We start from the raw sequence: 24,522 nt of genomic DNA on the forward strand, positions 1-24,522 counted from the left end.
TCGATGATTTTGCCGTTTAACCGTCTGCTGATGAGCTGCGTCCTGGTGTTCCTGGCTGCAAGCACAGCCGTGCCAAACGCCGCCGCAGAGACTGCGCTGCGCATCGTTACGGAAGAACTGCCGCCCTATAACATGACGCAGAACGGGCGAGTGACCGGTATGAGCACCGAGGTGGTCCAGGCGGTGCTCAAGGAGGTCGGCGTAGAGGCGTCCATCCAGCCCATGCCTTGGGCGCGGGCCTACGAACTGGCGCTCAATGAAAGTAACGTGTTGATTTATTCAATCGTTCGAACGCCTGCGCGTGAATCACTTTTCCAGTGGGTCGGGGCCATCGCCCCAACCCAGTGGTACATGTATTCGCTGGCTGAGCGCCCGGTAAAACTCAACTCGCTGGACGATGCGCACGGTCACCAGATTGCCACCGTCAATCAGGACGTGGGTGAGCAATACCTGGTGTCGAAGGGTTTCCGCATTGGTAAAGACCTGCAGTCGAGCAACAAGTACGAACACAACTACCGCAAGCTCAAGGTCGATCACGTGGAGCTATGGATTTCCAACGAGCTCAACGCGCTGTACCTGACCCGCCAGAATGGTGAAGACCCGGATAAAGTGTTGATCCGCTCGCTGCCGCTTCCCGAATTGAGCAGTCAGGATGGCTTGAGCATGGCGTTCAGTCGCAAGACGCCGGCCGCGACGGTCGAGAAATTCCGCTCAGGCCTGGAGACCATCCGCCGTAATGGCGTTTACGACGCCATCATGCGCAAGTGGTTATGACATGGCCGACGATTTTCGGACTGTCCCCATCCATCCGCCAAAAACCAGGACGTTCAGCTCGCTGGGACGGCGTCTGGTGTTGGCCACGCTGGTGTTCTGCCTGTGCTTTACCTTGGCGATGGTCACGCTGCGTACCTGGCAGGCCTGGGAAAACAATCTGGCGCAGATGAATTCCGAGCTGGTCCTGATCGACCAGGTGTTCCAGAACACCCTGGCCCATGCCATTTGGGAAATGGACCGTGAATCGTTGGACAAGCAGATCACCAGCGTTGCGAATGCGGCGCCGGTGGGACGCGTGGTACTCAATATCCTGCGACCCGGACAGGCGCCAGAAATCATCGAGTTCAATCGATATGCCAGCAATGCATCCAGCGTGGCGCCGGTGCTGCATCGCCAGCTCGTCGCGCAGCCCTACATCGGCGCCAACGAAAAGGTCGGTGAACTGACCATCGAGGGCGATAACAACCTGCTTTGGGAACGCCTCTGGGACGAAGCCCGCAGCATCGTCATCACGCAGGTGATCCAGTCGTTGCTGCTGGCCGGCCTGGTCATGACCATGTTCAACCGCCTGGTGACCGTGCACGTTGTCCATATCGCCCGGCATCTGGGGAAACTCTCACCACAAACACTCAACTTCCACCTCAAGCTGCAACGTTCGGTCCGGCGCCAGGACGAGTTGAGCCTGCTCGAATCCAAAGTCAATGCACTGCAAGACAACCTCCACGCCCATCTGGAGCGCCAGCACTCGGACGAATTGGCCCTTGCAGCCAGCCGCGACCAGTTGGCCGAACTGGTCGAGGCGCGCACTTCGGAACTCAAGGCCGCCAACCAGGCCCTCGAAGCGCTGTCGCGTCACGATGCCTTGACGGGCTTGGCCAACCGTCGTTACTTCGATGAACTGAAGGATGTCGAATTCCGCCGTGCGATCCGCCACAACACCCCGCTGGCCGTGCTGATGTGCGATGTGGATTTCTTCAAGATCTACAACGACACCTACGGCCATATCAAGGGGGACGAGTGCTTGAAACAGATCGCCGGGACCCTGCGCAGTGTCTTCGGCCGCTCCGGCGAACTGACTGCTCGCCTGGGGGGTGAGGAGTTTGTCGTGGTATTGCCCAATATCAACGCCAGCCAGGCATGCGAGGCAGCCCAGCGGTTTCGTGAAAGCCTGGCTGAACTTGCACTGCCCCATGGCGGCTCAGCGGTTTCGCCCTTTGTCACCCTGAGCATCGGTGTCGCCGAGCTGGACACCAAAACCATGGACCACTTCGATCAACTGCTGCAACGCGCCGACCAGGCGTTGTACCGGGCCAAACGCCAGGGGCGCAATTGCGTCGCTTTATAAAACCACCGTGTGCTGCGAGGTCTGTATGCACTATCGTCTGAAGCTCTGCTCCTGCTTGCTCCTGGCCCTGATCAGCGTGAAAAGTCACGCCGAGGCGATCGAAGTCGTGACCGAAGACTCGTTATACGCCTACCTGCGTGAAGGCGCGCTCGTCGGCCCGGGCACTCGAATAGCCGACGAAACCTTGAGAGGCGCAGGGATCAGCGATTACCGCATGTTGCTGTACCCATGGGCACGCGCTTACGAAAAAGCGCTGCATGAACCCAATGTGATGATCTTCCCGCTCGATCGCACCCCGGCCCGTGAGCAGATGTTCAAGTGGGTGGGTGAAATCCATCGGGCGACGACCAAGCTTTACAAGCTGCGTGGACGTGACGGCATCGCCGTTGACAACCTTGAAGACGCCAAGCAGTACACCATAGGCGTGGTGCGCAATGACGCCAAGCAGGTTTACCTGCAGCAGAAAGGCTTTACCCGGCTGGTGGTATCGGCGGACAACCACGATAACTTTCAGAAACTGTTGAATCAGCAGATTCAGTTGCTGCCGATGCCCGAGAACACTGCGCGCCTGATGAGCAAAGATGCCCAAGTGGATTTCACCACTCTGGAGGAGGTCTTTTCCCTGGATGAACAACCCCACCGAGTTCACATGGCGTTTAGCCTGAGCACCCCAGACGAAATCGTCACCCGGGCTCAACAAGCTTTCGCGAAGCTCAAGGCTTCAGGCGAAGTGGATCGGATCATGACTGAAGAGCGTTAGCGGGTAAGCCTAATGCAGTACGTGCAGGCGGGGTGATTTGCTGACGCTGACCCTCCTATGGCAGGCTTGGGCCAGAGCTTTTTTCCGCGGTTCACGCGGTCACTGCAAGTCGGCAATGAGGCCCTCCCATGAGCAAAGCGCCCTATGTACCGCCCAGAGTCTGGAAATACAACGCCCCGTCTGGCGGCCAGTTCGCCAACATCAACCGCCCTACCGCCGGGCCGACCCATGAAAAAGTATTGCCAGTGGGCGAACATCCGCTGCAGCTCTATTCACTGGCCACGCCCAATGGCGTGAAGGTGACCATCCTGCTGGAAGAGCTGTTGGCGCTGGGGCACACCGGCGCCGAATATGACGCCTGGCTGATTCGCATCAACGAAGGCGACCAGTTCTCCAGTGGCTTTGTCCAGATCAACCCGAACTCCAAGATCCCGGCGTTGCTCGATCGCAGCGTGGAGCCGGCGATCCGGGTTTTCGAGTCCGGTTCGATCCTGCTGTACCTGGCGGAAAAGTTCGGCGCCTTCCTGCCCACCGATCCGGCCGGGCGCACCGAAACCTTGAACTGGCTGTTCTGGCAAATGGGCGCAGCCCCCTATCTGGGCGGAGGCTTCGGGCATTTCTATGCTTACGCGCCCGATAAACTTGAGTACCCCATCAATCGTTTCACCATGGAAGCCAAACGCCAGCTCGACGTCCTGAATCGCCGTCTTGGCGAAAGCCAATACCTGGCCGCAGACAGCTACACCATCGCCGATATCGCGGTCTGGCCCTGGTATGGTCAATTGGTGCGCGACAACGTGTACTCGGCTGCCGAGTTCCTGGCTGCCCACGAATATACCCATGTGCAACGCTGGGCCGAGGAGATCGCCAATCGACCGGCAGTGATCCGGGGGCAACGAGTGAACCGCACGTGGGGTGATGAAGCGAGCCAAGTGCCGGAGCGGCATCGGGCTGAGGATCTGGATTGAAGGGGCCGGGCCGGTCTTTTCCTGTCAGCACCGGATAGCAACCGCGGTGGGCCGGGCGCTATCCGAATCGCTGACCGCTGCGCGGATTAAACACGAATCGTGAATCGATGATTGACTTTTCAGCCATTGAACCTGCAATCGCATTCCCTATGCTGGCATGACTGCTCATTGAGCGCGGCGCATCGTGAGGCCCTCCCGGCGCGCCTTCCGATCACTCGCGAGAACCGTCATGAAAGGCCCCAGAACGCTCTACCAGAAGCATATAGATGCCCACACCGTCTGTACGCTGGACGACCATGGCCATGTGTTGCTCTACATCGACCGCCAGGTCGCCAACGAATACACCAGCCCCCAGGCCTTCAGCGGCTTGAGAGAGGCGAACAGAACGGTATGGCGCCCGTCATCGACGTTGTGCGTGGTCGATCACGTCAACCCGACCGCGCCTGATCGCGTCGCGGCCATGCCGGATGCGGGTGGCGCGCTTCAGGTTTCTTACTTCGAGCGGAACTGTCGAGACTTCGGAATCGAGTTGTTCGATGTCCTGGACAAGCGACAAGGCATTGAGCACGTGGTTGCCCCTGAGCAAGGCTTCATTCTTCCCGGGATGGTCGTGGCCGCAGGTGATAGCCACACAACGACCTATGGCGCGCTGGGCGCCTTTGGTTTTGGTATCGGCACCTCGGAAATTGAACACCTGCTCGCCACACAGACGTTGGTCTATAAACGTCTGAAGACCCTGCGCGTGAATGTGCACGGGCGGATGGGCGCAGGCGTCACCTCCAAAGACATCATCATGGCCTTGATCCGCGACATCGGTGCGTCCGGTGCGACGGGCTACGCCATCGAATTCTCCGGCCCCACCATTGAGTCCCTCAGCGTCGAAGCGCGCATGACCATCTGCAACATGGCCGTAGAGGCCGGTGCCCGTGGGGCTTTCATGGCGCCGGACGAAAAGGTGTACGCCTACCTCAAAGACAAACCGCGAGCCCCGAAAGGGGCGCTATGGGAGCAGGCTGTCGAGAAATGGAAAACGCTTTATTCCGACCCTGGAGCGCATTTCGACAAGGAAGTCGAACTCGATGCCAGCGCGTTGGAGCCGATGGTGACTTGGGGAACCAGCCCTGACCAGGCCGCGCCGATTGGTGAGTGCGTACCGGATCCGCGCCTGGAGAGCGACCTGATCCGCAGGCAGGACCTGCAGCGTGCACTGCGCTACATGGGCCTTGAGCCGGGAACCCGACTGGCCGGGGTGCCGATCAGTCACGCCTTTATCGGCTCCTGTACCAACGCACGCATCGAGGATCTGCGCGATGTCGCGCGCATCGTTCGGGGTCGCAAAGTAGCGGCGAGCGTGCGCGCGATGATCGTACCGGGCTCCACACGGGTACGTGATCAGGCGCAAGCGGAGGGGCTGGCGCAGATCTTCAAGGATGCCGGCTTCGAATGGCGCCAGTCCGGCTGCTCGATGTGCCTGGCGATGAATGATGATGTGCTGTCGCCGGGTGATCGCTGTGCCTCCAGTACCAACCGAAATTTCGAGGGCCGTCAGGGCGCCGGAGCAAGAACTCACCTCATGAGCCCGGCGATGGTCGCCGCCGCAGCGATTTGCGGCCACCTCACCGACGTTCGTCAACTGTCCATGGAGAGCTGAAATGCAGCCATTCACCATCGTTCGCGGTATCGCCGCACCGCTGCCCGCCGCGAATGTGGACACCGACGTCATCATGCCCAAGCAGTTCCTCAAGGGCATCGATCGCAATGGGCTGGACCGCGGGGTCTTCTTTGACTTGCGTTTCCTGGCCGATGGCGTCCCCAATCCGGCGTTCATTCTCAATCAGGCCCCTTGGGATCACGCCAGTTTCCTGATCACCGGACCTAATTTCGGTTGTGGTTCCAGCCGCGAGCACGCGGTCTGGGGGCTGAAGCAATTGGGTATACGCGCACTGATCGGCACGAGTTTCGCTGGTATTTTCTCCGACAACTGCCAGCGCAATGGTGTTCTGCTCATTCAGTTGAAGGAGTCAGAACAGCAGGAGATCAGCCATCTCGTTGGGTCACCTGAAAACTCGCAGATCACGATCGATCTGCATGCCCAGCAGATTCACCTTCAGAGCGGAAAGATGATTGGGTTCGAGATGGACCCCTTGCGTAAAAAAGCGCTGCTGGAAGGTCTCGATGCGATTGGTACAACGCTTGAGCACACGTCACGAATCCGCGACTTCGAGGCACTGCACCATCGTTTGAACCCCTGGCTTGCCTGAGCCTCGAGCGAACAAGGGCCTGCATCCTGCGGGCCTGCGGGGCCGGACAGAACTGCCGTCAGGCGCGGGCCGTCTCCGGTAGCCGCAGCCTTTTCAAATAGCTCTCCAGAAACTCCACGCACACGCGAAGTTTGGCCGAATCCGCCAGCCTGGTCGGATACACCGCCCAGACGTTCGCGCTTTGGGTGTAATCGGGCAGCACGCGGACCAGCTTGCCTTGATCCAACAGTGGCTGAACATCCCACAACGACCGCAGAAGCACCCCGCGCCCAGCCAAGGCCCATTGCAGTACGATTTCTCCGCTGTTGGATGACAATCTGCTGCTGACCCGTACAACCTCATCGCGGTTGGCCTGATTCAAATGCCACACACCGAATGGATTGTTCCGCTCCTTCAGGACCAGACAATCATGATGAGCAAGATCCTTGAGAGTGATCGGGACCCCTCGCCGCTCCAGGTAATCCGGTGTGGCACAGAGCACTCGGTGGTTACTGAGCAGCTTGCGGCTGATGTGATGGCCCGGCAAGTCGTCACCCACGCGGATCTCCAGATCAAAGCCTTCGGCAACGATGTCTACCACGCGGTCGAACACATCCAGCCGCACCTCCAGTTCCGGGTAGATCGATGACAACTCTGCAATCGCAGGGGCAACATGATTGCGCCCAAAACCGAAGCTGCTGCAAATGTGCAGCAGGCCACGAGGGGCTTGGCGAATCTCGGTGAGCTCACCAACGAAATCATCCATGTCGTCGAGAAAGCGAATCGCCCAGCGCTGGGTTTTTTCTCCCGCTTCAGTCAGCGCAATGCGTCGAGTGGTGCGATGCAAAAGCCGCGTGCGCAATGTCTGCTCGAGCACGCGAATCCGTTTGCTCACGAAGGCCGGCGAGAGCCCAAGCTCATCCGCGGCACCGGCAAAGCTGGATTTGCGAATGACGGTCAGGAAGACCCGAAGGTCCTCCGGCAGAGGCGTTTGAACACGAAATGTGTTTTCTGGTGTCATGACTGCCCGGCCTGCTCCACTTTTTTGCGAAGAATAGCATCTACTGATCCGCCCCCCGTCAGCTTATGCCCAACCCGTTCGGCAGCCCCAGGGAGATGGCCGGGATGTCAGTGATCACGATCAGAACCAGCAGCAAGGCAAACTTCGAGAGACGCCTTCGGCCACCCCGAACGGGCGACCGTGGCTGGGGAACTTCAGTTGGATTGGTTGGCCGCCTGGGCCGCTTCGATCAGTTCGGTACCGATCTGCGTTTCGAAGGCTTTCCAGGCAGGACGCACGGCGTTGCGCCAGACATCACGTTGCTGTGGGGTCAGGCTGATGATCTCGCTCTTGCCCGAATCGATGATGCCCTGCTTGGCCTTCTGATTGAGCACCTCGGCCTGCTTGTTCACTTCGACAGTGACCTCATCGATGATCTGCTCCAGCTCATCGCGTACATCTGCCGGCAAACCATTCCAGAATTTGGTGTTGGCGATCAGCAGGTAGTTGCCGATGGCATGGTTGGACTCGGTCATGTACTTCTGCACTTCATAGTATTTCTGGGAATAGATGTTCGACCAGGGGTTGTCCTGAGCATTCACCACCCCCGTCTGCAGGCCCTGGTAGATCTCGGCGAACGCCATCTTGCGCGGCACTGCGCGCAATGCGCTGTATTGCGCGGCCTGCAGGTCAGAGGGCTGCACGCGGAACTTCTGCCCGCGGGCATCACTTGGCTTGACCAGCGGCTTGTTCGCGGTCAACTGGCGCATACCGTTGAGCCAGTAGGCCAGCCCGGTGATGCCCTTGCCTTCCATTGACCTGAGCAGCGCCTTGCCTTTGTCCGACTGTTGAAAGCGCTGCGCTGCCGCCACGTCGTCGAACAGGAACATCAAGTCGAACAACTGCAATTGCTTGGTGTACTGCTCCAGTTTCGAGGGTGCCGGCGCCAACATCTGCACCTCACCCAGCAGCAACGCTTCCATCTCCTTGCCATCGCCGTACAACGACGAATTGGAGTAGACCTGCACTTCGACTTTACCCGGCAGGCGCTCCTCCACCAACTTCTTGAACATCAGGGCGCCCTGCCCCTTGGGCGTGCTGTCGGCGGTGATGTGGGAGAACTTGATCAGAATCGGCTCGGCGGCCTGGACAGACAACGCACCGACCAGGGCAAAGCTGGCAAGCACCCCGGTCAGGCCACGACGCACGGATGGATACTTCATGGTGAGCTCCTATTGTTTTTGTTCGAGCGTTGGGGACGTATCCCCCTCAGTCCGTTTGGACTCTACCCCCCGTCCCTACGCCACTGAAATTCATATTTGAACAATGCTGCCTTCGGCTTTCACGAAGGCTCGACCATGGAAGCCTCCCGTTGTTCGCTGCTCATCAGGTGTTCGAGCATCTGGCGTGCCGTCATCGACAGCGCTTCCAGGCTGCGCACGGCAATCTTCAACTCGCGACGCGCCCAGGGATCGTCCAGCGCAATGACCTGCACATCGAGCGCCGGCAGATAGGTCCGCACGGCAAGCTCCGGCAGGATGCCGATCCCCATGCCGGTGTGGATCATCCGGCAAATGGCTTCGAAGCTGCGCACCTGGATACGCAGGCGCAATGGCGTGCCCAAATGACGCGCTGCCTGTTGCAACAGGCCGTGCAACGAGGCGTCCTGCTGCAACCCGATGAAGTCGTAGCTGACCGCTTCGTGCAGGCTGATGCGGCTGCGTTCGGCCAGCGGATGCGCGCGTGGAGTGACCAGCACCAACCGATCGTGGCGGTAGTTGAACACCTGCAGCTCGTCGGCGGGCACATGGCCGGCGAAGATGCCGATATCGGTAAGCCCTTCGTGCACCGCACGGATGGCTTCGCTGCTGACCCGCTCTTCCAGATCGATTTTGACCTGCGGGTGCAACCGGGTAAAAGCACTGAGGTCCTCGGGCAAGAATTCGATCACCGCCGAGGTGTTGGCATGAATGCGCACATGCCCCTTGACCCCCTCGCTGAACTCGCTGAGGTCGGCATTCATCTGCGCAAGGTTGTCCATCATATTGCGCGCGTGATGCAGCAGCGCATGCCCGGCCGGCGTCAGTTCGACGCCCTTGGGCTGGCGGTAGAGCAAGGCGATTCCCAGCTGGTTTTCCAGGTCGCTGACCCGTTTGCTCACCGCCGCCAGGGCCAGGTGCTCGCGCTCGGCGGCCTTGGTCAGGCTGCGCTCATCGGCGATGGCGACAAACAGCTTGAGGGTGACGAAATCGATACGACGCATAGGCGCGGCCTCCTGTCAGTCGTGTATCACGACGTGCAGCACGATGAAGAACAGTTTCAAGGTTCTCACAGGTGGTACTTCGCAGGATACGAAGCCTGGCTTGGTCATTGATCAATTGTTCAGTCCATGGGCCTGAGCCATCCTGCCTGACAAAGAACAGCGCACGACCCAAAGGTGCAGACATGACAGAACAACACGCAAGCAGCATGGCGCTGCAAGGCCTGAAGGTCTTGGAGATGGGCCAACTGATCGCCGGCCCGTTCGCCAGCAAGATGCTCGGTGAGTTTGGTGCCCAGGTGATCAAGATCGAGCCGCCGGGTGTTGGCGACCCGCTGCGCAAGTGGCGCAAGCTCAAGGACGGCACCTCGCTCTGGTGGCATGTGCAGTCACGCAACAAGCAGTCGTTGACCCTCAACCTGAAGGCGGCGGAAGGTCAGGAGATTGTCCGCCGGCTGGTGGCCGAAGCGGATGTACTGGTCGAGAACTTTCGCCCCGGCACCCTGGAAAGTTGGGGACTGGGCTGGGACACGCTGTCGAAGATCAACCCGCGCCTGATCATGCTGCGCATCTCCGGCTACGGGCAGACCGGTCCCTATCGCGACCGTCCCGGCTTCGGTGTCATCGGCGAGGCCATGGGCGGCCTGCGCCACCTCACCGGTTATCCGGGTCAGGCACCTGTACGGGTCGGCATCAGCCTGGGCGATTCGTTGTCTTCCCTGTATGGGGTCATCGGCGTGCTTCTCGCTTTGCAGGAGCGCCAGAACAGCGGCATGGGCCAGTTCATTGACGTGGCGCTGTACGAATCGGTGTTTGCGATGATGGAAAGCCTGGTGCCGGAATACGACGCCTGCGGATACATTCGCGAGCCCGCCGGCAGCGCTCTGCCGGGTATCACGCCGTCCAACTCCTACCCCTGCAACGACGGGCATTTCGTACTGATTGCCGGCAATGGCGACAGTATCTACAAACGATTGATGCACCTGATCGGCCGCCCGGATCTGGCCGAGGACCCGCGCCTGGCGCATAACGACGGACGCGGCGAACATGCCGAGCGCATCGATGCGGCCATCACCGAGTGGACCCGGCAACGCGACCGGGACCAGGTTCTGGAAGCACTGAATCAGGCGTTGGTGCCGGCCGGCTTTCCCTACACCGCCGCCGATATCGTCAAGGACCCGCACTACCTCGCGCGCCAGATGATCGAGACCGTGCAAACCAGCGCCGGCGCGCTGAAAGTGCCGGGTGTGCTGCCCAAACTCAGCCGCACCCCAGGGCGTCTCGGCGCCGGCGGCCCTCAATTGGGCGAGCACACCGACGACCTGCTGGCCGGTCTGGGCCTGAGCGGCGAACAGGTCCGCGGCCTGCGCGAGCGCGGCATCATCTGAACAAGGACGCGCCTGCAAAACAGCTTGCGCTCCTCACCGTTACCCGGAGAACCGCCCCATGAGCAAACGCCTGTACATCCAGGAAGTCGTCACCCGCGACGGCTTCCAGAGCGAAGCCCAGTTCATCCCCAGCGAAGACAAGATCGCCCTGATCGATCGCCTGGCACAAACCGGTCTGGCGAAGATCGAAGTCACCTCCTTCACCTCGCCCAAGGCGATCCCCAGCCTGCGCGATGCCGAAGCGGTGATGCGCGGCATCCGTCGCGTGCCAGGGGTGGAATACAGCGTGCTGGTGCCCAATGTGAAGGGCTGTGAGCGGGCATTGGCCTGCGAGGTTGACGAGATCAACCTGGTGATGTCGGCCAGCGACAGCCACGGCGTGGCCAACCTGCGCATGACTGCCGAACAATCGCTCGAGCAGTTCCGCCAGATCATTGCCGTCAGCCAGGGTAGCGGCGTGTTCATCAATGCCTCGTTGTCGACCGCCTTCGGCTGCCCGTTCGAGGGCCAGGTCGCCGAAGCGCGGGTCCACGGGCTGATCCAACGCTTGCTGGACATTGGCGTGCAGGGCGTGACCTTGTGTGACACCACTGGCATGGCCGATCCGGCGCAGGTCGCGCGCATCTGCCGTGAAGCCCTGGCGCGCTGGCCGCAGACCCCGTTTACCCTGCACTCTCACAACACCCGAGGCATGGGACTGGCCAATGCCCTGGCGGCACTGGACGCCGGTATTGATCGTTTCGATGCCTCGCTCGGAGGGCTGGGCGGCTGCCCCTATGCACCTGGCGCCAGCGGTAATATTTGCAGCGAGGATCTGGTGCACATGTTCCAGCGCATGGGCCTGGACACCGGTGTCGACCTGGACAAACTGCTGGCGGCGGCGGCCACCCTGCCATCGCTGGTCGGCCACCCGGTGCCAGGGGCAATTCTCAAGGCCGGCAAGTCCGACCGACGCTATGCAAAAGCTCAATAGATACCAAGCCGGTAGCCTCGGGCCGAGGCTACCGCGCCGATAGTCGAGCGCCTCACCGCCCCCTCCAGCATCGGCCGATATTGTTATTGCGCCCTGCACAGACCATTCAAATCTGCTGGCTTTATAGCCGGAGCAGCTGCCTTGTAAGCTCCCTCTCGATCCCCATTGGCGACAAACCGGTGAGTGATTGCCGATCATCGATCCGGTTTGAGCGCGCCGGTATGCGTCGCCATCGGTGTCTTCGATGTCTTCGATGTCGCCACGGATCTTCTCTTCGCAGACTGGGAGTCAACGATGAAGCTACAGGTCAATGAACGCGAACTGGAGGTGGATGCGCCCACCGATATGCCGCTGTTGTGGGTCATTCGAGACCTCATGAACATGACCGGCACCAAGTTCGGTTGCGGTATGGGCCTATGTGGCGCCTGCACCGTGCATATCGACGGCTCGCCCCAGCGCAGTTGCATCACGCCGGTCGGCGCCCTGGCCGGTAAAAAAATCACCACTATCGAGGGGCTGTCAGCCGATATCAGCCATCCGGTTCAGCGTGCCTGGACCGAACTGGATGTGGTCCAGTGCGGCTATTGCCAGTCCGGTCAGATCATGGCCGCCGCTGCATTGCTGACCAGCAACCCTGCCCCCACCGACGCCGACATCGATCAGGCCATGGCCGGCAATCTATGTCGTTGCGGTACGTACCAGCGCATTCGTTTGGCAATCCACCGGGCCGCCGAACTGAGCAAAGCCTGACCCCATCCTCTCAGCCACCTTTCAGCCAGGGAGTGCTCTGCAATGAATGCCATGATTGTCTCTTCTCGTCGCAGTTTTCTTAAGTCCGGCACCGTGCTCGGCACTGGCCTGATTGTCGGTTTCACGGTGCCCGCTGGCAGACGCCTGATGGCGCAAGACCTGGAGTCCGCCGAATTAGCGCCCAATGCATTTCTGCGCATAGCAGCGGATGACAGCATCACCATTTTCCTGGCCCATTCCGAGATGGGTCAGGGGGTCTGGACCACCCTGACCCTGCTCATCGCCGAAGAACTGGACGCGGACTGGAGCACACTCAAGGTCGAGCATGCGCCGGCCGCCGCCGTCTATGCCAGTCTGCGGCGTGGGTTTCAGGGCACGGTCGGCTCTTCCAGCATTCGTGATGAGTTCGAGCGTTATCGCCGGGCGGGCGCAATGGCGCGGGCGCTGTTGATCCAGGCAGCGGCCATTCGTCTTGGCCAGTCACCCAGCGCATTGCGCACAGAACATGGAGAGGTCATCGCCGGCAATACCCGTCTGCGCTATGGCGAACTGGCCGAACAGGCCGCCACGCTCCCGGTGCCGGATCCGGCGACGCTGCCCCTGAAAGATCCGGCAGCCTGGACGCTCATCGGCAAGGGCGCCCTACGGCTGGACTCGCCAGAAAAGATCAGCGGTCGCGCGAAGTATGGCATCGACGTCCAGTTCGAAGGATTGCTCTGCGCCGTGGTTGCACGGGCGCCGATGCTCGGCGGCAGCGTCCGCGCCTTCGATGCGACCCAGGCCAAGGCCCTGCCCGGCGTACGCCATGTGGTTCAGGTCCCCAGCGGCATTGCGGTCGTCGCTGATCACTACTGGGCGGCCAAGCGCGGGCGCGATGCGCTGCAAGTGCAATGGGAGGCTGCAAGCGGCACCGTCATCCTCGACAGCGACCAGCAACGCCAGGATTTAACCGCCCTGACCCACACACCGGGTGAAGTCGTCACGCAACGCGGCGAGGTGGAGCAAGCCCTGAAGTCTGCCCGCAAGGTAGTCGAGATGGCGTACAGCGTGCCCTACCTCGCGCACGCCACAATGGAGCCACTCAACTGCACCGTGAAGCTCAGCGACGATGGCTGCGACATCTGGGTCGGCAGCCAGATGCAAACGTTCAATCAACGAACCGCCGCAAAGATCACCGGTCTTGCCCCTGAGCAAATCCGTATTCACACCACCTTCCTGGGCGGTGGTTTTGGCAGGCGTGCCCTGCAGGATTTCATCGCCGAAGCGGTGGAAGTCGCCAAGGCTGTGAATGTGCCGGTGAAAACCCTCTGGAGTCGCGAGGAGGATATGCAGGGTGGTTACTACCGGGCAGCCTTCGCCCAACGCCTGCGGGTTGCGTTGGGGGCGGACGGGCGACCGGTAGCCTGGTCGCAAACCACGGCGGGGCAATCGATATTTCCGGATGCGCCGGGCGTTCACCCGACGTCTGTCGAAGGCATGAGCGACTCGCCCTACATCATGCGCAGCCCGGCCTATCGGGTCGAAGCGCACGCCCCTCGGTCAAACATTCCGGTGTGGTATTGGCGCTCCGTTGGACACAGCCACAATGCGTTCGTCATGGAGAGCGCGGTGGATGAACTGGCACACGCCGCCGGACAGGACCCACTGGCGTATCGCCGCCTGCTGCTTGAATCGGACCCACGGCACCTGGGCGTGTTGAACCTTGCCGCCGAACGCTTCGGTTGGGGGCGCACGCCAGCACCGGGACGCGGCCACGGCCTCGCCGTGCATCAATCATTTGGCAGCTACTGTGCTCAAGCGGTGGAGGTTTCCATCGAAGGTGGGAATATCCGCGTTCATCGAGTGGTGTGCGCGATCGACTGCGGCATCCCGGTCAACCCTGACAACATCAAGGCACAGATGGAAAGCGCTATTATCTTCGGCCTCAGCGCAGCGCTGTTCGGGCAGATGAGCATCAAGGAGGGTCGTATCCAACAGTCCAACTTTCACGATTACCGGGTGCTGCGCATCAACGAAATGCCGCAGATCGAGGCGCATGTGCTGCCCAGCACCGAGAGCCCTGGCGGTGTGGGCGAACCCGCAACGCCCCCCATCGCTGCGGCGGTGGCCAACGCGGTCTTCGCCCTGACGGGTCAACGCTTGCGCGAACTGCCGTTGCGTCCATCGAGCAGTACATGGAGCGAAGGCCTTCAGGTCAGCGGGCCAAAGCGTTCGGCATACAGGGCGCTCACCCACTCGACAAACACCTTGAGTCGTGGAGAGAGCTGGCGGTGATAGGGATACAACACCGAAACCGGGAGTCCGGGACTGGGCCAGTCACCGAGAACCTCGACCAACTCCCCTGACGCCAGGTATTGCTCCACGCGAAAGCGCGGCACCTGGATCAGTCCACAGCCGTTCAACGCACAGCAGCAGTAAGACTCGGCGTCATTCACTGAAATCCAGCCCCCCGGCTCCAGCTCGACCACTTGGCCGTCAATGACAAAGGTGAACGGGTAACGTATGTCATGATTGCTGGCAAAGAAGCCCACGGCCTGATGTTCAGCAAGCTGCTGTGGAAACATAGGCGTGCCGTGTTCGGCCAGATAGCCGGGGCTGGCACAGACCACTTCAGGCATCAACGCCAGCCGCTTGGCCACCAGCGACGAATCACGCGGGTTACCTGCACGGACCACGCAATCGACGCCTTCGCTCACCAGATCCACCAGCCGGTCGCCGCAACTGATGACCAGGTTGATTTGGGGATAGCGCCGATGAAAATCCTGGATGTTCGGAAGGATGATCCGAGTCGCATGGGTCCCGTGCAAATCCAGACGCAAAGTGCCGCGCGGATTCGCCACGACCGTGCTGAGTGAAGACTCGGCGTCCTCCAGATCTGCGAGCACAGCCTTGCATCGCTCATAGAAGGCCTGGCCGTCGAGTGTCGGCCGCACCCGCCGGGTTGTACGCTCGAGCAGACGCGCACCGAGCTGCCGCTCCAGCTCCTTGATGGCCAGCGTAGCTGTGGCCCGCGGGATATTCAGACCATTGGCGGCACGAGTAAAACTGCCTTGCTCGATGATGCGAATGAACAGTTGCAAGGCATCGAATTTATCCATCGTGTGACGCCCTTTTATTGGTGAGAGATGAACAGTCTTACCTGCGATGCCTGACTAATCCACCCCATCGAAGCAATCAGTATCACTTTCACGACGGTGCAAGGTCCAGCGTGGGCCGATTGTTTATGGGAGGTGAATGGTCATGGCAGCCCCGTCGATTTATCCATCGCCAGGAAGACACCACACTGTCCTCGTCAACCTTTTGATAAACGACTCCAGGACATCATTCAGATGAAACCGACATCTCACGCTCCCAATGCTGAACAGCCCTCGAAGCTGGTCGTCCCGGCCCTGGGTATTTTTTATCAATGGGGCGAGCCTCTCGCCTATGCAATGCTCCGGTTATGCCTGGGGATCATCATGGTGACCCATGGCTTGCCCAAGCTGTTGGGAACTTCACACGGCTCGATGGCGGATCCCATGGCGGGTTCGATTCACTTGATCGCAAACGTCCTGCACCTGCCATTCCCCGCGCTATTGGGCCTGTTCGTCGCCTGGCTTGAAGGTTTGGGTGGGTTGCTGCTGGCGCTAGGATTGGCCACCCGGCCGTTGGCGGTGGCGATGGCCATACAGATGGCGGCGATCGCTTACATCCTTGGCCCGAACTGGCCCTGGATAGACCGTGGCATCGAATACCCGGTGTTGATGGGCTTTCTGTTCACTTACATCGCCTTCAAGGGGGCAGGTCGTCACTCACTGGACCGCCTATGGGGGCGTGAATTCTGACGCCTGCGCGACGCTTATCGACCGGCATCGGCTGACAGTCGATAAGCACGGCGGTTAAATGAGCAACGAATTCACCCGTGTTCAATCATCGTTGAATGGAGCGCTCGGATTCCTTTCACCCGGCGCCCCAGGCCGCTGAATCGTGGCGCAGTTCGAATCATAGCCCTGCCCCTCGAGTTGGGCGCGTGCAAAAGCAAACGCTTCATTCAACGAGCCATGCATCACCCCGTCATGCCCCAATCCTTCATAGGTTTGCCAGGTGACCTGGTTTCCAGCCGCGCACAGCGCCGCCGCCACCGCGTACTGTCGTACCGGGGTGATGGTCTCATCGGCCTGGCCGGTGGCAATCAGCAATGGAAAAGCGATCGTTGCCTGGGGCATATCGGTCGTGGGCGTGCGCAGTGCGCTCAACGCTTGCGCACTGATGGTCAGCAACTGCGAAAACGAACCGATTTTCAGCTCCCGCGACTTGAGGGCAATTTCCCGCGTACAGCTTTGCCGGGCAACGTCGAGAAGCTGCAGCCCTTCAGGCGTCAGTAGGTCGTCTATTCGGGGCGCGTTGTCGCGTAACCCGCCAGTGGCCAACGACAGGAAGATCGTATTGGAATGGCGCGCCTCAAGCGCGATGGGCCCGTCGGGGAATGTGCTATTGGGCGCTGTGATAACCGCACCGAGAATATTGAGTTCAGGTGCATAGCTGGCGGCGAGTATCGACGCGCCCAGAGCGGCGCCGCCCCCCTGGGACTGCCCCGCCAGGATCGTGCGGTTGGCAATCACACCGGGCTTGAGTGCGCGGGCAGCACGGACCGCATCCAGGACAGAGCTGCCTTCGGCCTGCCAGACCGTATAAGGGTGAGGCCCTGGCCCCCCCAGGCCTTGATAATCAGTGGCCACGACGGCGAATCCGCGCTCCAGCCAACGATTGATGTACGCAGCGTCACGCGCTCTGAACCCGGTCCACGAGGGCGCGCATATGTCGGCGATCCCCAGCGTACCGTGGGCCCAGGCCAAGAGCGGCCAACCTTCAGACGGAGCAGGACCGCTCGGCATGAACAGGGTGCCGCTGACAGGCACCTGGCCTGAGTGCCAACGCTGGTCCGTGGAACTGTAGAGCATGCGTATGGTTTGCGCTGCGGCTGGCACCCGCTCCTGCGGTTTGAGCGTTTCGCTCCTCAGCAAAACACCGGGAACAGTGGGCATTGGGTCCTGCCAGCGATAAAACGCAGAAAGCTCCATATCACCTGCGGCACGCCCGACCGGAAGTTCACCGGCAGCCATTGCGCTGAACGCAAGGGTCATGATGCTCCCAAGACAGATCCGCGTCACAAGTGAAGAAGCAAGGGTTCGAAGAATCAGCATTTAGCGTTCGCCTCATGATGAAGAAGGCCCCAGCACAATGGTCTGGAGGCCACGAGAGTCAGTGTTCAGGATCAGGATGACTGGCCGGACGGCGCACTACGCCAGTGCCTGACGCAACGCAGTGGCTTGGGTGAAAATCACATCCCGTACGACAGGTGCAACTTCATTGAATCGCAGGAACCCGTGGGTCATGTTCGCAAGGACTTCCAGGTGCGTCGCCACACCGGCAGCGTGCAACTTATCCGCCAGCTCACAGTTTTCGTCGTACAACGGATCAAGTTTTCCGACGATCAAGCGCACAGGCGGGAGCCCAGCCAGATCAGCGGTGATCGGCTGCACCCGCCAGTCATCTTCATCCTCGGCCAGGTAGCTCGCCCAATAAGCGCTCATCGTTTTGGCAGACAAGTTTTGCCCGCCATACCCACCGAGTCTCTGCCACGAATCGGAAGAAACGCCTCGGGAATAGGAGCCGTAGTACAGCATCAGCTGTCGCACCGCATCCATTCCAGCGTCGCGCAGCGCAAGGGCGGCGCCCAGGGCCAGATTGGCGCCCGCCGAGTCCCCACCCAGGGCATACCCCCGCACAGGACAATGAGTGATTGTCCCCAGGTTGATGACCCTGCTGACTATCGACACCACCTCGTTAAACGCCACTGGAAAACGGTATTCCGGCGAGAGGGCATAGCCGATGGACAACACCGCCAAGCCGCTGTCACGCACCAACTGGCGCAGAGGAGCGTCCCAATCGGCGAGTGCTCCGTGTCGAAACCCGCCGCCGTGACAATAGAACAGCAGCAAGGGCGTCTCATCGTCTTCCGGCCAATACAGCTTGCACGGAACAACCCGACAATTGACCGAAAACTCCAACATGCGCTCGCAGGACAAAGGCACACTGGGTCGCGACGCCCATGCGCTGATTCGTTGCAACTGCGCGCGAACCTTCTGAATCTCTCCTTCGACGACAGGAAGCAGACCCAGCTCGCGTAACGTCGCCGCGACGCTGACCAGGTCTGGATGAACCTCGTTAGGATCGACGAGCACCACGTCTGTCCCCTCACCGCCCACTTTCGGGTTGTCGCACTTCTCACCGAGCCTGGACATCGCCACCTCTGATTATCGGTTGTCTGCCGCCACGTTGAACAATGGCGCCATTAGGACCTGCCTTGATTGGCGCTGATGATTAATCGGATTCCAGGAGCGCGTCCCTCACCATGAAGGCCCATTGCGCACCGTGCATATCACGATCCTGCAGAGCCCCCTGTATTACGGGGCGCGGCAGGCTGATCTTGATCACATTCAATGCATCGATTCGAAACACGCTGATCGACTCGACGGTCCGGCGAAAGAGCTGAGCAATGGCCGGCGCTTGCAGTTTCGGTTCGCCCGCCAGCCGGGAAAAAACATCCGAGTCCTGACAAAACACATCAATGGTCAAAGAGAAGGGGCCGGCGTTCTTGGAGCGGATTTCGTAGCCGAGTGCTTCCATGGTATTCATCTCACGCCGCCTCAATGGTTTTCATGTCAAATCGAAAAGGTGCCAACGGATTCGCCACGACCATCACATGGCTGAGCACGAACTCATAAACCACTCCCCGGTCCATCGAGGCTGGAGAGAATGGAAACGCATGGGTGGGCAGGTCTTTGTCACCTGGCAACGGGAAGTGCAACAGGTAAGGATTGAGCAAAGCGACGATGTCTTTCGTGCGCTCGGCCGTTGCGGAAGTCGCCAGGGCCATGACGCCTATTTCCACTGGGGTGGCGGATCGCGATTCAAAGTCCCCCAACGCCGCGTTCTTGCCAATCGCGCGAAACTGCAGGTCGTAGTCGCCCGATCCGATGTTCAGATGTTTTTCTATTCGCTGGCGCATCACCGAATCGAGACAGGCGAGCCATTCATCGAAGCGCTCAAGGTACTCGGTGTCCCGGACAATACTCATGACAACCGATTGAAACCCGCAAGGCGCCGCACCTTCCAGCTTGACGGTGTAGTCTTCACTGGGTTTCCAGATCGAGCCTTCTACCCGCACCGTTCGCTCGTCGATCGCGGTGTACACAGCCCCCTCGACATCCAGCACACCACCCGGCTCGACGAGCACGTAGGGATTGCTGTTCTCATAGAGCATGTGCGCCATCACCGATTGTGGCGTAAGCCGGGCCCCCTCACCAATCGCCTCGATGGTGAATCCCGTTTCGTCAATGGTTGCCATGACCACGGCCTGGGCGGGTGTGGTGGTACAGGACGCGCCACATTCTAGAATCTTCCCGGCGTGCCAGGCGGCCCCTGGATGTCCCCCTCGCATGATCGGGAGCGACGCCATGACGGCGGTGTCCGTGGAGCGACCGGCCAGGATGATGTCCGCGCCTTCCTGGAGCGCATGAATGAAGGGTTCCACGCCCATGAGCGCGACTATTCGAGAACAGCGATCCACCAAGGCATCATCAATAAAATCAAGCTGCAGCGGTTTGATCCGCTTCTCCAAAAGTGCTGTTTTCACAGCACTTGCTGGCTGCTCGCTGTAGATGCCCGCGATACGTACGGTCTGCCCCAGCTCTGCCGCGACCTCCTCACAGAGCCCGCGCATCAAATCGACACCCGCGTCGGAACCACAGGTTCCGCAGCTGCCAATGATGAGCGGGATCCCCAGCTTTTCCCGGGCCTGCATGAAGACCCGAAGCTCTGCGCGCAATATCGAAGCAGAAGACTTTGTCGTGCCCGTACCGAGATAGTGCGGACCCGAGTCGGTGGACCCCGCATCCATTGCAATCACATCGGGACATTCCAGAAGCGCCTTCTCAAACGCATCTCTCGGGAATCCGGTGCCGATTGCACCCGTTGGTGTAAGCACCTTGATCTTGACGTTCATGTATTTTCCTTTGCAACGGTATGTCGACGGCCGTCTGCGATGACACAGTGCCCAGGCGGGCTCCGCCCTTCCAGGACCGCCACCACACACTGGGCTGCAATTAAATTGGTGCGATTCAAGCCTTCCACCGTAGAGGCGCCGGCATGGGGGGTCACGACCACATTGGGAAGTTTGATGAGCTGCTCTGTCACTGCCGACAGTGAAGGGTCGGACTCGCTTTCGAACACATCGAGTCCTGCCCCGGCGATGTCTTGCTGTTGCAGGGCTTTCAACAGATCCGCGTCGCGCACCAGGCCACCTCGGGCGGTATTGATCAGCACGGCGCCTGCTTTCATCGACTTTAAAGCGCGGCTGTCAATCATTCCCCGGGTCTGCGGGTTAAGGGGGGCATGAAGCGTAATGAAGTCACTTTCCTGAAACAGGGTCTCCAGATCTACGAAGCAGCTCTGCCCCCCGTTGGCTTTTTGTGAACTGTCTGGGCGAGGGGCATAAATCAGGGGTTTGACTTCGAACCCGGCGAGGCGCAGCAAGACGCCTTTGCCGATTCTGCCCAATCCGACGATTCCGACCGTTTTGCGATACAGGTCACCGCCCAAGGGAATGCTCCAGTCGTTGGCAGACAGCCCCGCCTGACATTGTTTTAGCTTGCGACACACCGCGAGCATCAGCGCAATCGTATGGTCAGCGACACTTGCATCATTTCCACCGACGGCGATCGTTGCGACCTTTCCGGCCGCTTCCACCGCCACCGTATCAATGCGCTCATACCCCACGCCACGGCGGGAGATCACCTTGAGCCGAGGGAGCGAACCGAGCAGGCTGGCCGTCACATTCGCGTGCCCTAAAATCCACCCGTCAGCGTCAATCAGGAGGTCGATCAATTGCCGCTCACTCAAACTTCCGTCGGCAACTCCCGGCGCAAGTTCTGCGATGATGACTTCACAACCGCAATGCTTGAGAAAATCAAGGGTCGCCGAATCAAAAAAACGTTGTGTGACGACAACCCGATGACGAGTTTTAGGCATCGCGCACCTCCCGACATAGTTTAAATAACCCGTATTCCATGAGCACACTCCACTCAAAACGCATAATCCAGGTACACCCGGGCTTCTGAGCCATTGACAACGTTATTGGGTTGGGCGGAAACAAGCGCAACAAAATCCTGGTCGATTCTGTAATCGAGATAAATCAAACCAACGGAAAGGCCGGCGTACTCTTTGTCATCGAATCGATAATAAACGCGGTATTCGTTTTGCCTTTCCCAAACATCCGTCTTCTGACCACTGAACGGGTTCACGGCGTCAAAGTTTCCCTGCTTATAGAGCGCCATGACTTTAAACCCGTCCAATGACGCCCCCAGCAGCGAAATACCGCCCAGGTCGTACTCCGCCCCTACCTGCCAGGTTCTTTCACCATGATTGTTGAAATCGTTGCCGGAACGGGTCCACGCATCCATTCTCCCGTCCACGTTGTCCGCGTGGTCGAAATAGGCATAGCCCAGGTTGCCATTGCTCAGCTCGGCGTGTGTCTCGGAGAAGGAAACACCCAGGCGCAACTTATCGAGCAATAAGCCAAGGTTGACGTTTAACCACGTGGCCTCTTTATCATAGGCCGCGTCACCGGCGGACCAATCTTGCTCCCACAGTCGTCCCGCTTTTTGGAACTGATAATACTGAGTGTCTAAAATGATCCCTGCCGTTTCACCGATAGGTGCCTGCAGGGTCAAGCCATAACGGGTATTTTCATTGAAGTCCTTTGACACACCACGGGCATAGCTCAACTCAACGGCCTTCAGATCGTAGTTGACCCCATAGGTGTAGACGTTGCTTATTTCCTCACCCGACTGGCTTAGCAGCTTTCCGAACGCCTGCCTGTCCCGCGGAGAACTTCGATCGATATAAGCCGCTTCGAAAGCCATCGTTCCGGGCAGCGGCCCGATGCCCATGTCAGTCAAGTTGAAATGGGCACGCGCGCCCTGATAGGAACCCGGCACGAGTCGCGTGTCATTGCTGACCAGGGTGCCCGCGTCAAATCGACCTCGGCCTATTTGTGAGTCTGCGTTCCATCCCTCGCCGACGTGGCGCAACTTCAAGTAACTTTGCCCGACTTTTGCAAAGCCACCGTTAGAACCATCGTCATTATCAAACAGGTCGCGGCTGTCCTGCTCGGAATCGATCATTGCCACACCGTACAAGGATGCATCAAAGCCTACGACGCCGCCCCAGTAGTTAGAGTTGTAATCCAGGATCGCGCCGACCCCTACCCCACCTAATTCGGAGCCGGTCGAAAACCCGCCGAAGCTGTCCTCAATCAGGTCGTTGGATATTCGCGTATTGATGTACATGGATCGAAGATAAGCATTCAACTTGCCTTCATGCTGAAATCTATCCGGATAGCTGATACTCGCAGAAAAACAACTGCCCGATGCAAACAGCGTAGCGAGATATGTCATTGCGACGGCTTTAGTCGATTTCATGATCACCTCAATTATTATTTTTATTTTTTCAATGAGCAGGCGTGAGCTGGCACTGCTTTAAACAAGCAGTGCAGGGATACAGGTGGATCTTTAAATAATTGCTCTTGTAACGATGGCGGTTGCTATGAGCGTGAGGCTGCTGCCGATTGCCCACAACAAGCAATATCTTTGCATCTCGCCCATGTCCCGCTGGATAATCCCGCTGATGAGATAAACAGCGGCAACGAGTGGACTTAATGCGTGAACCGGTTGCCCAAGCACCGAGGCGCGGGCGATGTGCATCGGGTCTATGCCATATTCCGCGCCCGCCGCGCCAAGCACCGGCAAGATCCCAAAGAAGAACGCGTCATTGGAAAGCAGGAAATTAAGCGGCAGCGCGACAAGGGCGGTAATGATGCTGAAGTACTGCCCGCCGCCATCAGGAATCATCTGCACGATCCGCGCCGACATCCCATCGACCATTCCCGTGCCGGATAGAATGCCAGTGAAGACCCCTGAAGCGAATATCAGGGCAATGACCGTCAACACACTGTCGGAATGAGCGGCGATTCTCGCTTTCTGCTCCGCCAAACGTGGATAGTTGATCAGCAACGCCAGGGAAAACCCCACCATCATCACCAGGGGTAACGGTGCCAGTCCTGTACCCATGGCGTACATCAGCGCGGCCGTGAGTGCCAGGTTGACCCAGAACAGCCTGGGGTTTTGCGTGGCCGATTCGATAAGGGGTAGAGGCAGCTCTTCAGACACAGTGTCCTTTGCCATGGGCGTCCACCCCAAACGGCGTCGCTCTTTGCGGCCTATCCACACTGCCACGATAAACGCGTAGGCCAGACCTGCAAACATGGCGGGTACAAGGCCCAGGAATATCTCGCTGACATCCAGATGCAGCGCGCTGGCAGCCCGCGCTACCGGCCCACCCCAAGGGATGATGTTAACGACCGTATTGGTCAACAGAAGCATCAGTGCAAGGATGAGCGGGTTAATCCCAAGGCGAAGGTAGAGCGGCAAAAACGCCGTTGTCACGATCAGCACCGTCGTTGCCCCATCCCCATCGAAGGAGATGACCGACGACAGCAAAGCGGTGCCGAGCACCACACGAAGGGGATCATTTCCCACATAACGCAGAATCCGGCGAACCGCGGGTTCGAACAGCCCCGCGTCGAACATGATTGCGAAATACAGGATTGCAAACATCAACATCAATGCCGTTGGCGCCACTTGCTGGACGCCTTCCATCACCATGCCGCCCAACTCCGGTCCTGCGCCGCTGGCCAGCCCGAAAGCAATCGGGATGAGGATGAGCGCTGTCACAGCAGAAAGTCGCTTGCTGATGATCAACGCCATAAACGTGATGACCATTGCGAAACCTAACCAAGCCATGCCTATCACCTTTTCTTGTTTTTTTTATCAATGTCGTAGCAAATCAATGTGAACGACCGGCCACTCCCGAGGAATCTACATAGGGGAGAAAACCCTGTAAATCTTGATTTTTTTCGTCAACATCCCGCAAATACTGGGGCAAACGTGCTCGTGAAAAGATA

General features: G+C 59.4%; 22 protein-coding genes. 11 read left to right on the plus strand and 11 right to left on the minus strand.

Annotated elements, in window-relative coordinates:
- The first annotated feature begins 3 nt into the window (after positions 1-3).
- From QOM08_RS15800 to leuD, 6 genes are all read left to right on the plus strand, one after another.
- Positions 4-774 carry a substrate-binding periplasmic protein gene (locus QOM08_RS15800; RefSeq protein WP_047225614.1) on the plus strand — a complete coding sequence of 257 codons (771 nt, stop codon included), beginning with the start codon at positions 4-6 and terminating at the stop codon, positions 772-774.
- A gap of 1 nt (position 775) precedes the next feature.
- Positions 776-2,119, plus strand: a complete 1,344-nt coding sequence (locus QOM08_RS15805) for a diguanylate cyclase (protein ID WP_188250764.1) — start codon at positions 776-778, stop codon at positions 2,117-2,119.
- A gap of 25 nt (positions 2,120-2,144) precedes the next feature.
- On the plus strand, positions 2,145-2,879 hold the full coding sequence (locus QOM08_RS15810) for a substrate-binding periplasmic protein (RefSeq protein WP_107322814.1): 735 nt from the start codon (positions 2,145-2,147) through the stop codon (positions 2,877-2,879).
- 128 nt (positions 2,880-3,007) lie between these two features.
- Positions 3,008-3,847: a glutathione-dependent disulfide-bond oxidoreductase gene (gene yghU, locus QOM08_RS15815; RefSeq protein WP_107322815.1), complete on the plus strand. Its 840-nt coding sequence runs from the start codon at positions 3,008-3,010 to the stop codon at positions 3,845-3,847.
- Positions 3,848-4,076: 229 nt separating this feature from the next.
- Positions 4,077-5,498 carry a 3-isopropylmalate dehydratase large subunit gene (gene leuC / locus QOM08_RS15820; protein ID WP_188250762.1) on the plus strand — a complete coding sequence of 474 codons (1,422 nt, stop codon included), beginning with the start codon at positions 4,077-4,079 and terminating at the stop codon, positions 5,496-5,498.
- A gap of 1 nt (position 5,499) precedes the next feature.
- Positions 5,500-6,108, plus strand: coding sequence for a 3-isopropylmalate dehydratase small subunit (gene leuD, locus QOM08_RS15825; RefSeq protein WP_188250761.1), 609 nt, complete (start codon positions 5,500-5,502; stop codon positions 6,106-6,108).
- Positions 6,109-6,166: 58 nt separating this feature from the next.
- Here leuD and QOM08_RS15830 read toward each other — a convergent pair whose 3' ends face one another.
- The 3 genes from QOM08_RS15830 to QOM08_RS15840 form a co-directional block, all read right to left on the minus strand.
- Positions 6,167-7,108, minus strand: coding sequence for a LysR substrate-binding domain-containing protein (locus QOM08_RS15830; protein WP_047225608.1), 942 nt, complete (start codon positions 7,106-7,108; stop codon positions 6,167-6,169).
- A 194-nt stretch (positions 7,109-7,302) separates the two neighbouring features.
- Entirely contained in the window at positions 7,303-8,310 is a 1,008-nt protein-coding gene (locus QOM08_RS15835; protein ID WP_188250760.1) for a DctP family TRAP transporter solute-binding subunit, read from the minus strand.
- Between the two features lie 119 nt (positions 8,311-8,429).
- A complete protein-coding gene (locus QOM08_RS15840) occupies positions 8,430-9,350 on the minus strand; it encodes a LysR family transcriptional regulator (protein ID WP_160892132.1) in 921 nt (306 codons plus the stop codon).
- Between the two features lie 182 nt (positions 9,351-9,532).
- Here QOM08_RS15840 and QOM08_RS15845 point away from each other — a divergent pair, with 182 nt between their 5' ends.
- From QOM08_RS15845 to QOM08_RS15860, 4 genes are all read left to right on the plus strand, one after another.
- A complete protein-coding gene (locus QOM08_RS15845) occupies positions 9,533-10,735 on the plus strand; it encodes a CaiB/BaiF CoA transferase family protein (RefSeq protein ID WP_188250759.1) in 1,203 nt (400 codons plus the stop codon).
- A 58-nt stretch (positions 10,736-10,793) separates the two neighbouring features.
- Positions 10,794-11,708: a hydroxymethylglutaryl-CoA lyase gene (locus QOM08_RS15850; protein WP_316911789.1), complete on the plus strand. Its 915-nt coding sequence runs from the start codon at positions 10,794-10,796 to the stop codon at positions 11,706-11,708.
- Between the two features lie 294 nt (positions 11,709-12,002).
- Positions 12,003-12,458 carry a (2Fe-2S)-binding protein gene (locus QOM08_RS15855; RefSeq protein WP_274090167.1) on the plus strand — a complete coding sequence of 152 codons (456 nt, stop codon included), beginning with the start codon at positions 12,003-12,005 and terminating at the stop codon, positions 12,456-12,458.
- Between the two features lie 42 nt (positions 12,459-12,500).
- A complete protein-coding gene (locus tag QOM08_RS15860; protein ID WP_188250757.1) occupies positions 12,501-14,732 on the plus strand; it encodes a xanthine dehydrogenase family protein molybdopterin-binding subunit in 2,232 nt (743 codons plus the stop codon).
- On the opposite strand, the gene QOM08_RS15865 is transcribed toward QOM08_RS15860, so the two are convergent.
- Positions 14,648-15,556, minus strand: coding sequence for a LysR family transcriptional regulator (locus QOM08_RS15865; protein WP_047225601.1), 909 nt, complete (start codon positions 15,554-15,556; stop codon positions 14,648-14,650). The two genes, QOM08_RS15860 and QOM08_RS15865, sit on opposite strands and share 85 nt — an antisense overlap.
- Positions 15,557-15,787: 231 nt before the next feature.
- On the opposite strand from QOM08_RS15865, the gene QOM08_RS15870 reads away from it, so the two are divergent.
- Positions 15,788-16,282: a DoxX family protein gene (locus tag QOM08_RS15870; RefSeq protein ID WP_047225600.1), complete on the plus strand. Its 495-nt coding sequence runs from the start codon at positions 15,788-15,790 to the stop codon at positions 16,280-16,282.
- An 81-nt stretch (positions 16,283-16,363) separates the two neighbouring features.
- Here the strand turns inward: QOM08_RS15870 and QOM08_RS15875 are convergent, their stop codons facing one another.
- The 7 genes from QOM08_RS15875 to QOM08_RS15905 form a co-directional block, all read right to left on the minus strand.
- A complete protein-coding gene (locus QOM08_RS15875; protein WP_047225861.1) occupies positions 16,364-17,581 on the minus strand; it encodes an alpha/beta fold hydrolase in 1,218 nt (405 codons plus the stop codon).
- Between the two features lie 156 nt (positions 17,582-17,737).
- Positions 17,738-18,742: an alpha/beta hydrolase fold domain-containing protein gene (locus tag QOM08_RS15880; protein WP_047225599.1), complete on the minus strand. Its 1,005-nt coding sequence runs from the start codon at positions 18,740-18,742 to the stop codon at positions 17,738-17,740.
- 79 nt (positions 18,743-18,821) lie between these two features.
- Complete coding sequence (locus QOM08_RS15885) at positions 18,822-19,136, minus strand: DUF4387 family protein (protein WP_188250756.1); 315 nt, start codon at positions 19,134-19,136, stop codon at positions 18,822-18,824.
- A gap of 1 nt (position 19,137) precedes the next feature.
- A complete protein-coding gene (locus QOM08_RS15890) occupies positions 19,138-20,505 on the minus strand; it encodes an acyclic terpene utilization AtuA family protein (protein WP_188250755.1) in 1,368 nt (455 codons plus the stop codon).
- Positions 20,502-21,530, minus strand: a complete 1,029-nt coding sequence (locus QOM08_RS15895; RefSeq protein WP_188250754.1) for a phosphoglycerate dehydrogenase — start codon at positions 21,528-21,530, stop codon at positions 20,502-20,504. Before QOM08_RS15895 ends, QOM08_RS15890 begins: the two co-directional genes overlap by 4 nt.
- Positions 21,531-21,583: 53 nt before the next feature.
- Positions 21,584-22,981 carry an OprD family outer membrane porin gene (locus tag QOM08_RS15900; RefSeq protein WP_047225595.1) on the minus strand — a complete coding sequence of 466 codons (1,398 nt, stop codon included), beginning with the start codon at positions 22,979-22,981 and terminating at the stop codon, positions 21,584-21,586.
- A gap of 90 nt (positions 22,982-23,071) precedes the next feature.
- Positions 23,072-24,361 carry a CitMHS family transporter gene (locus QOM08_RS15905; protein ID WP_047225594.1) on the minus strand — a complete coding sequence of 430 codons (1,290 nt, stop codon included), beginning with the start codon at positions 24,359-24,361 and terminating at the stop codon, positions 23,072-23,074.
- Positions 24,362-24,522: the final 161 nt, after the last annotated feature.

This window comes from Pseudomonas sp. P105 (genome assembly GCF_032614175.1).
In the GTDB taxonomy this organism is placed as follows: Bacteria; Pseudomonadota; Gammaproteobacteria; order Pseudomonadales; family Pseudomonadaceae; genus Aquipseudomonas; species Aquipseudomonas rhizophila.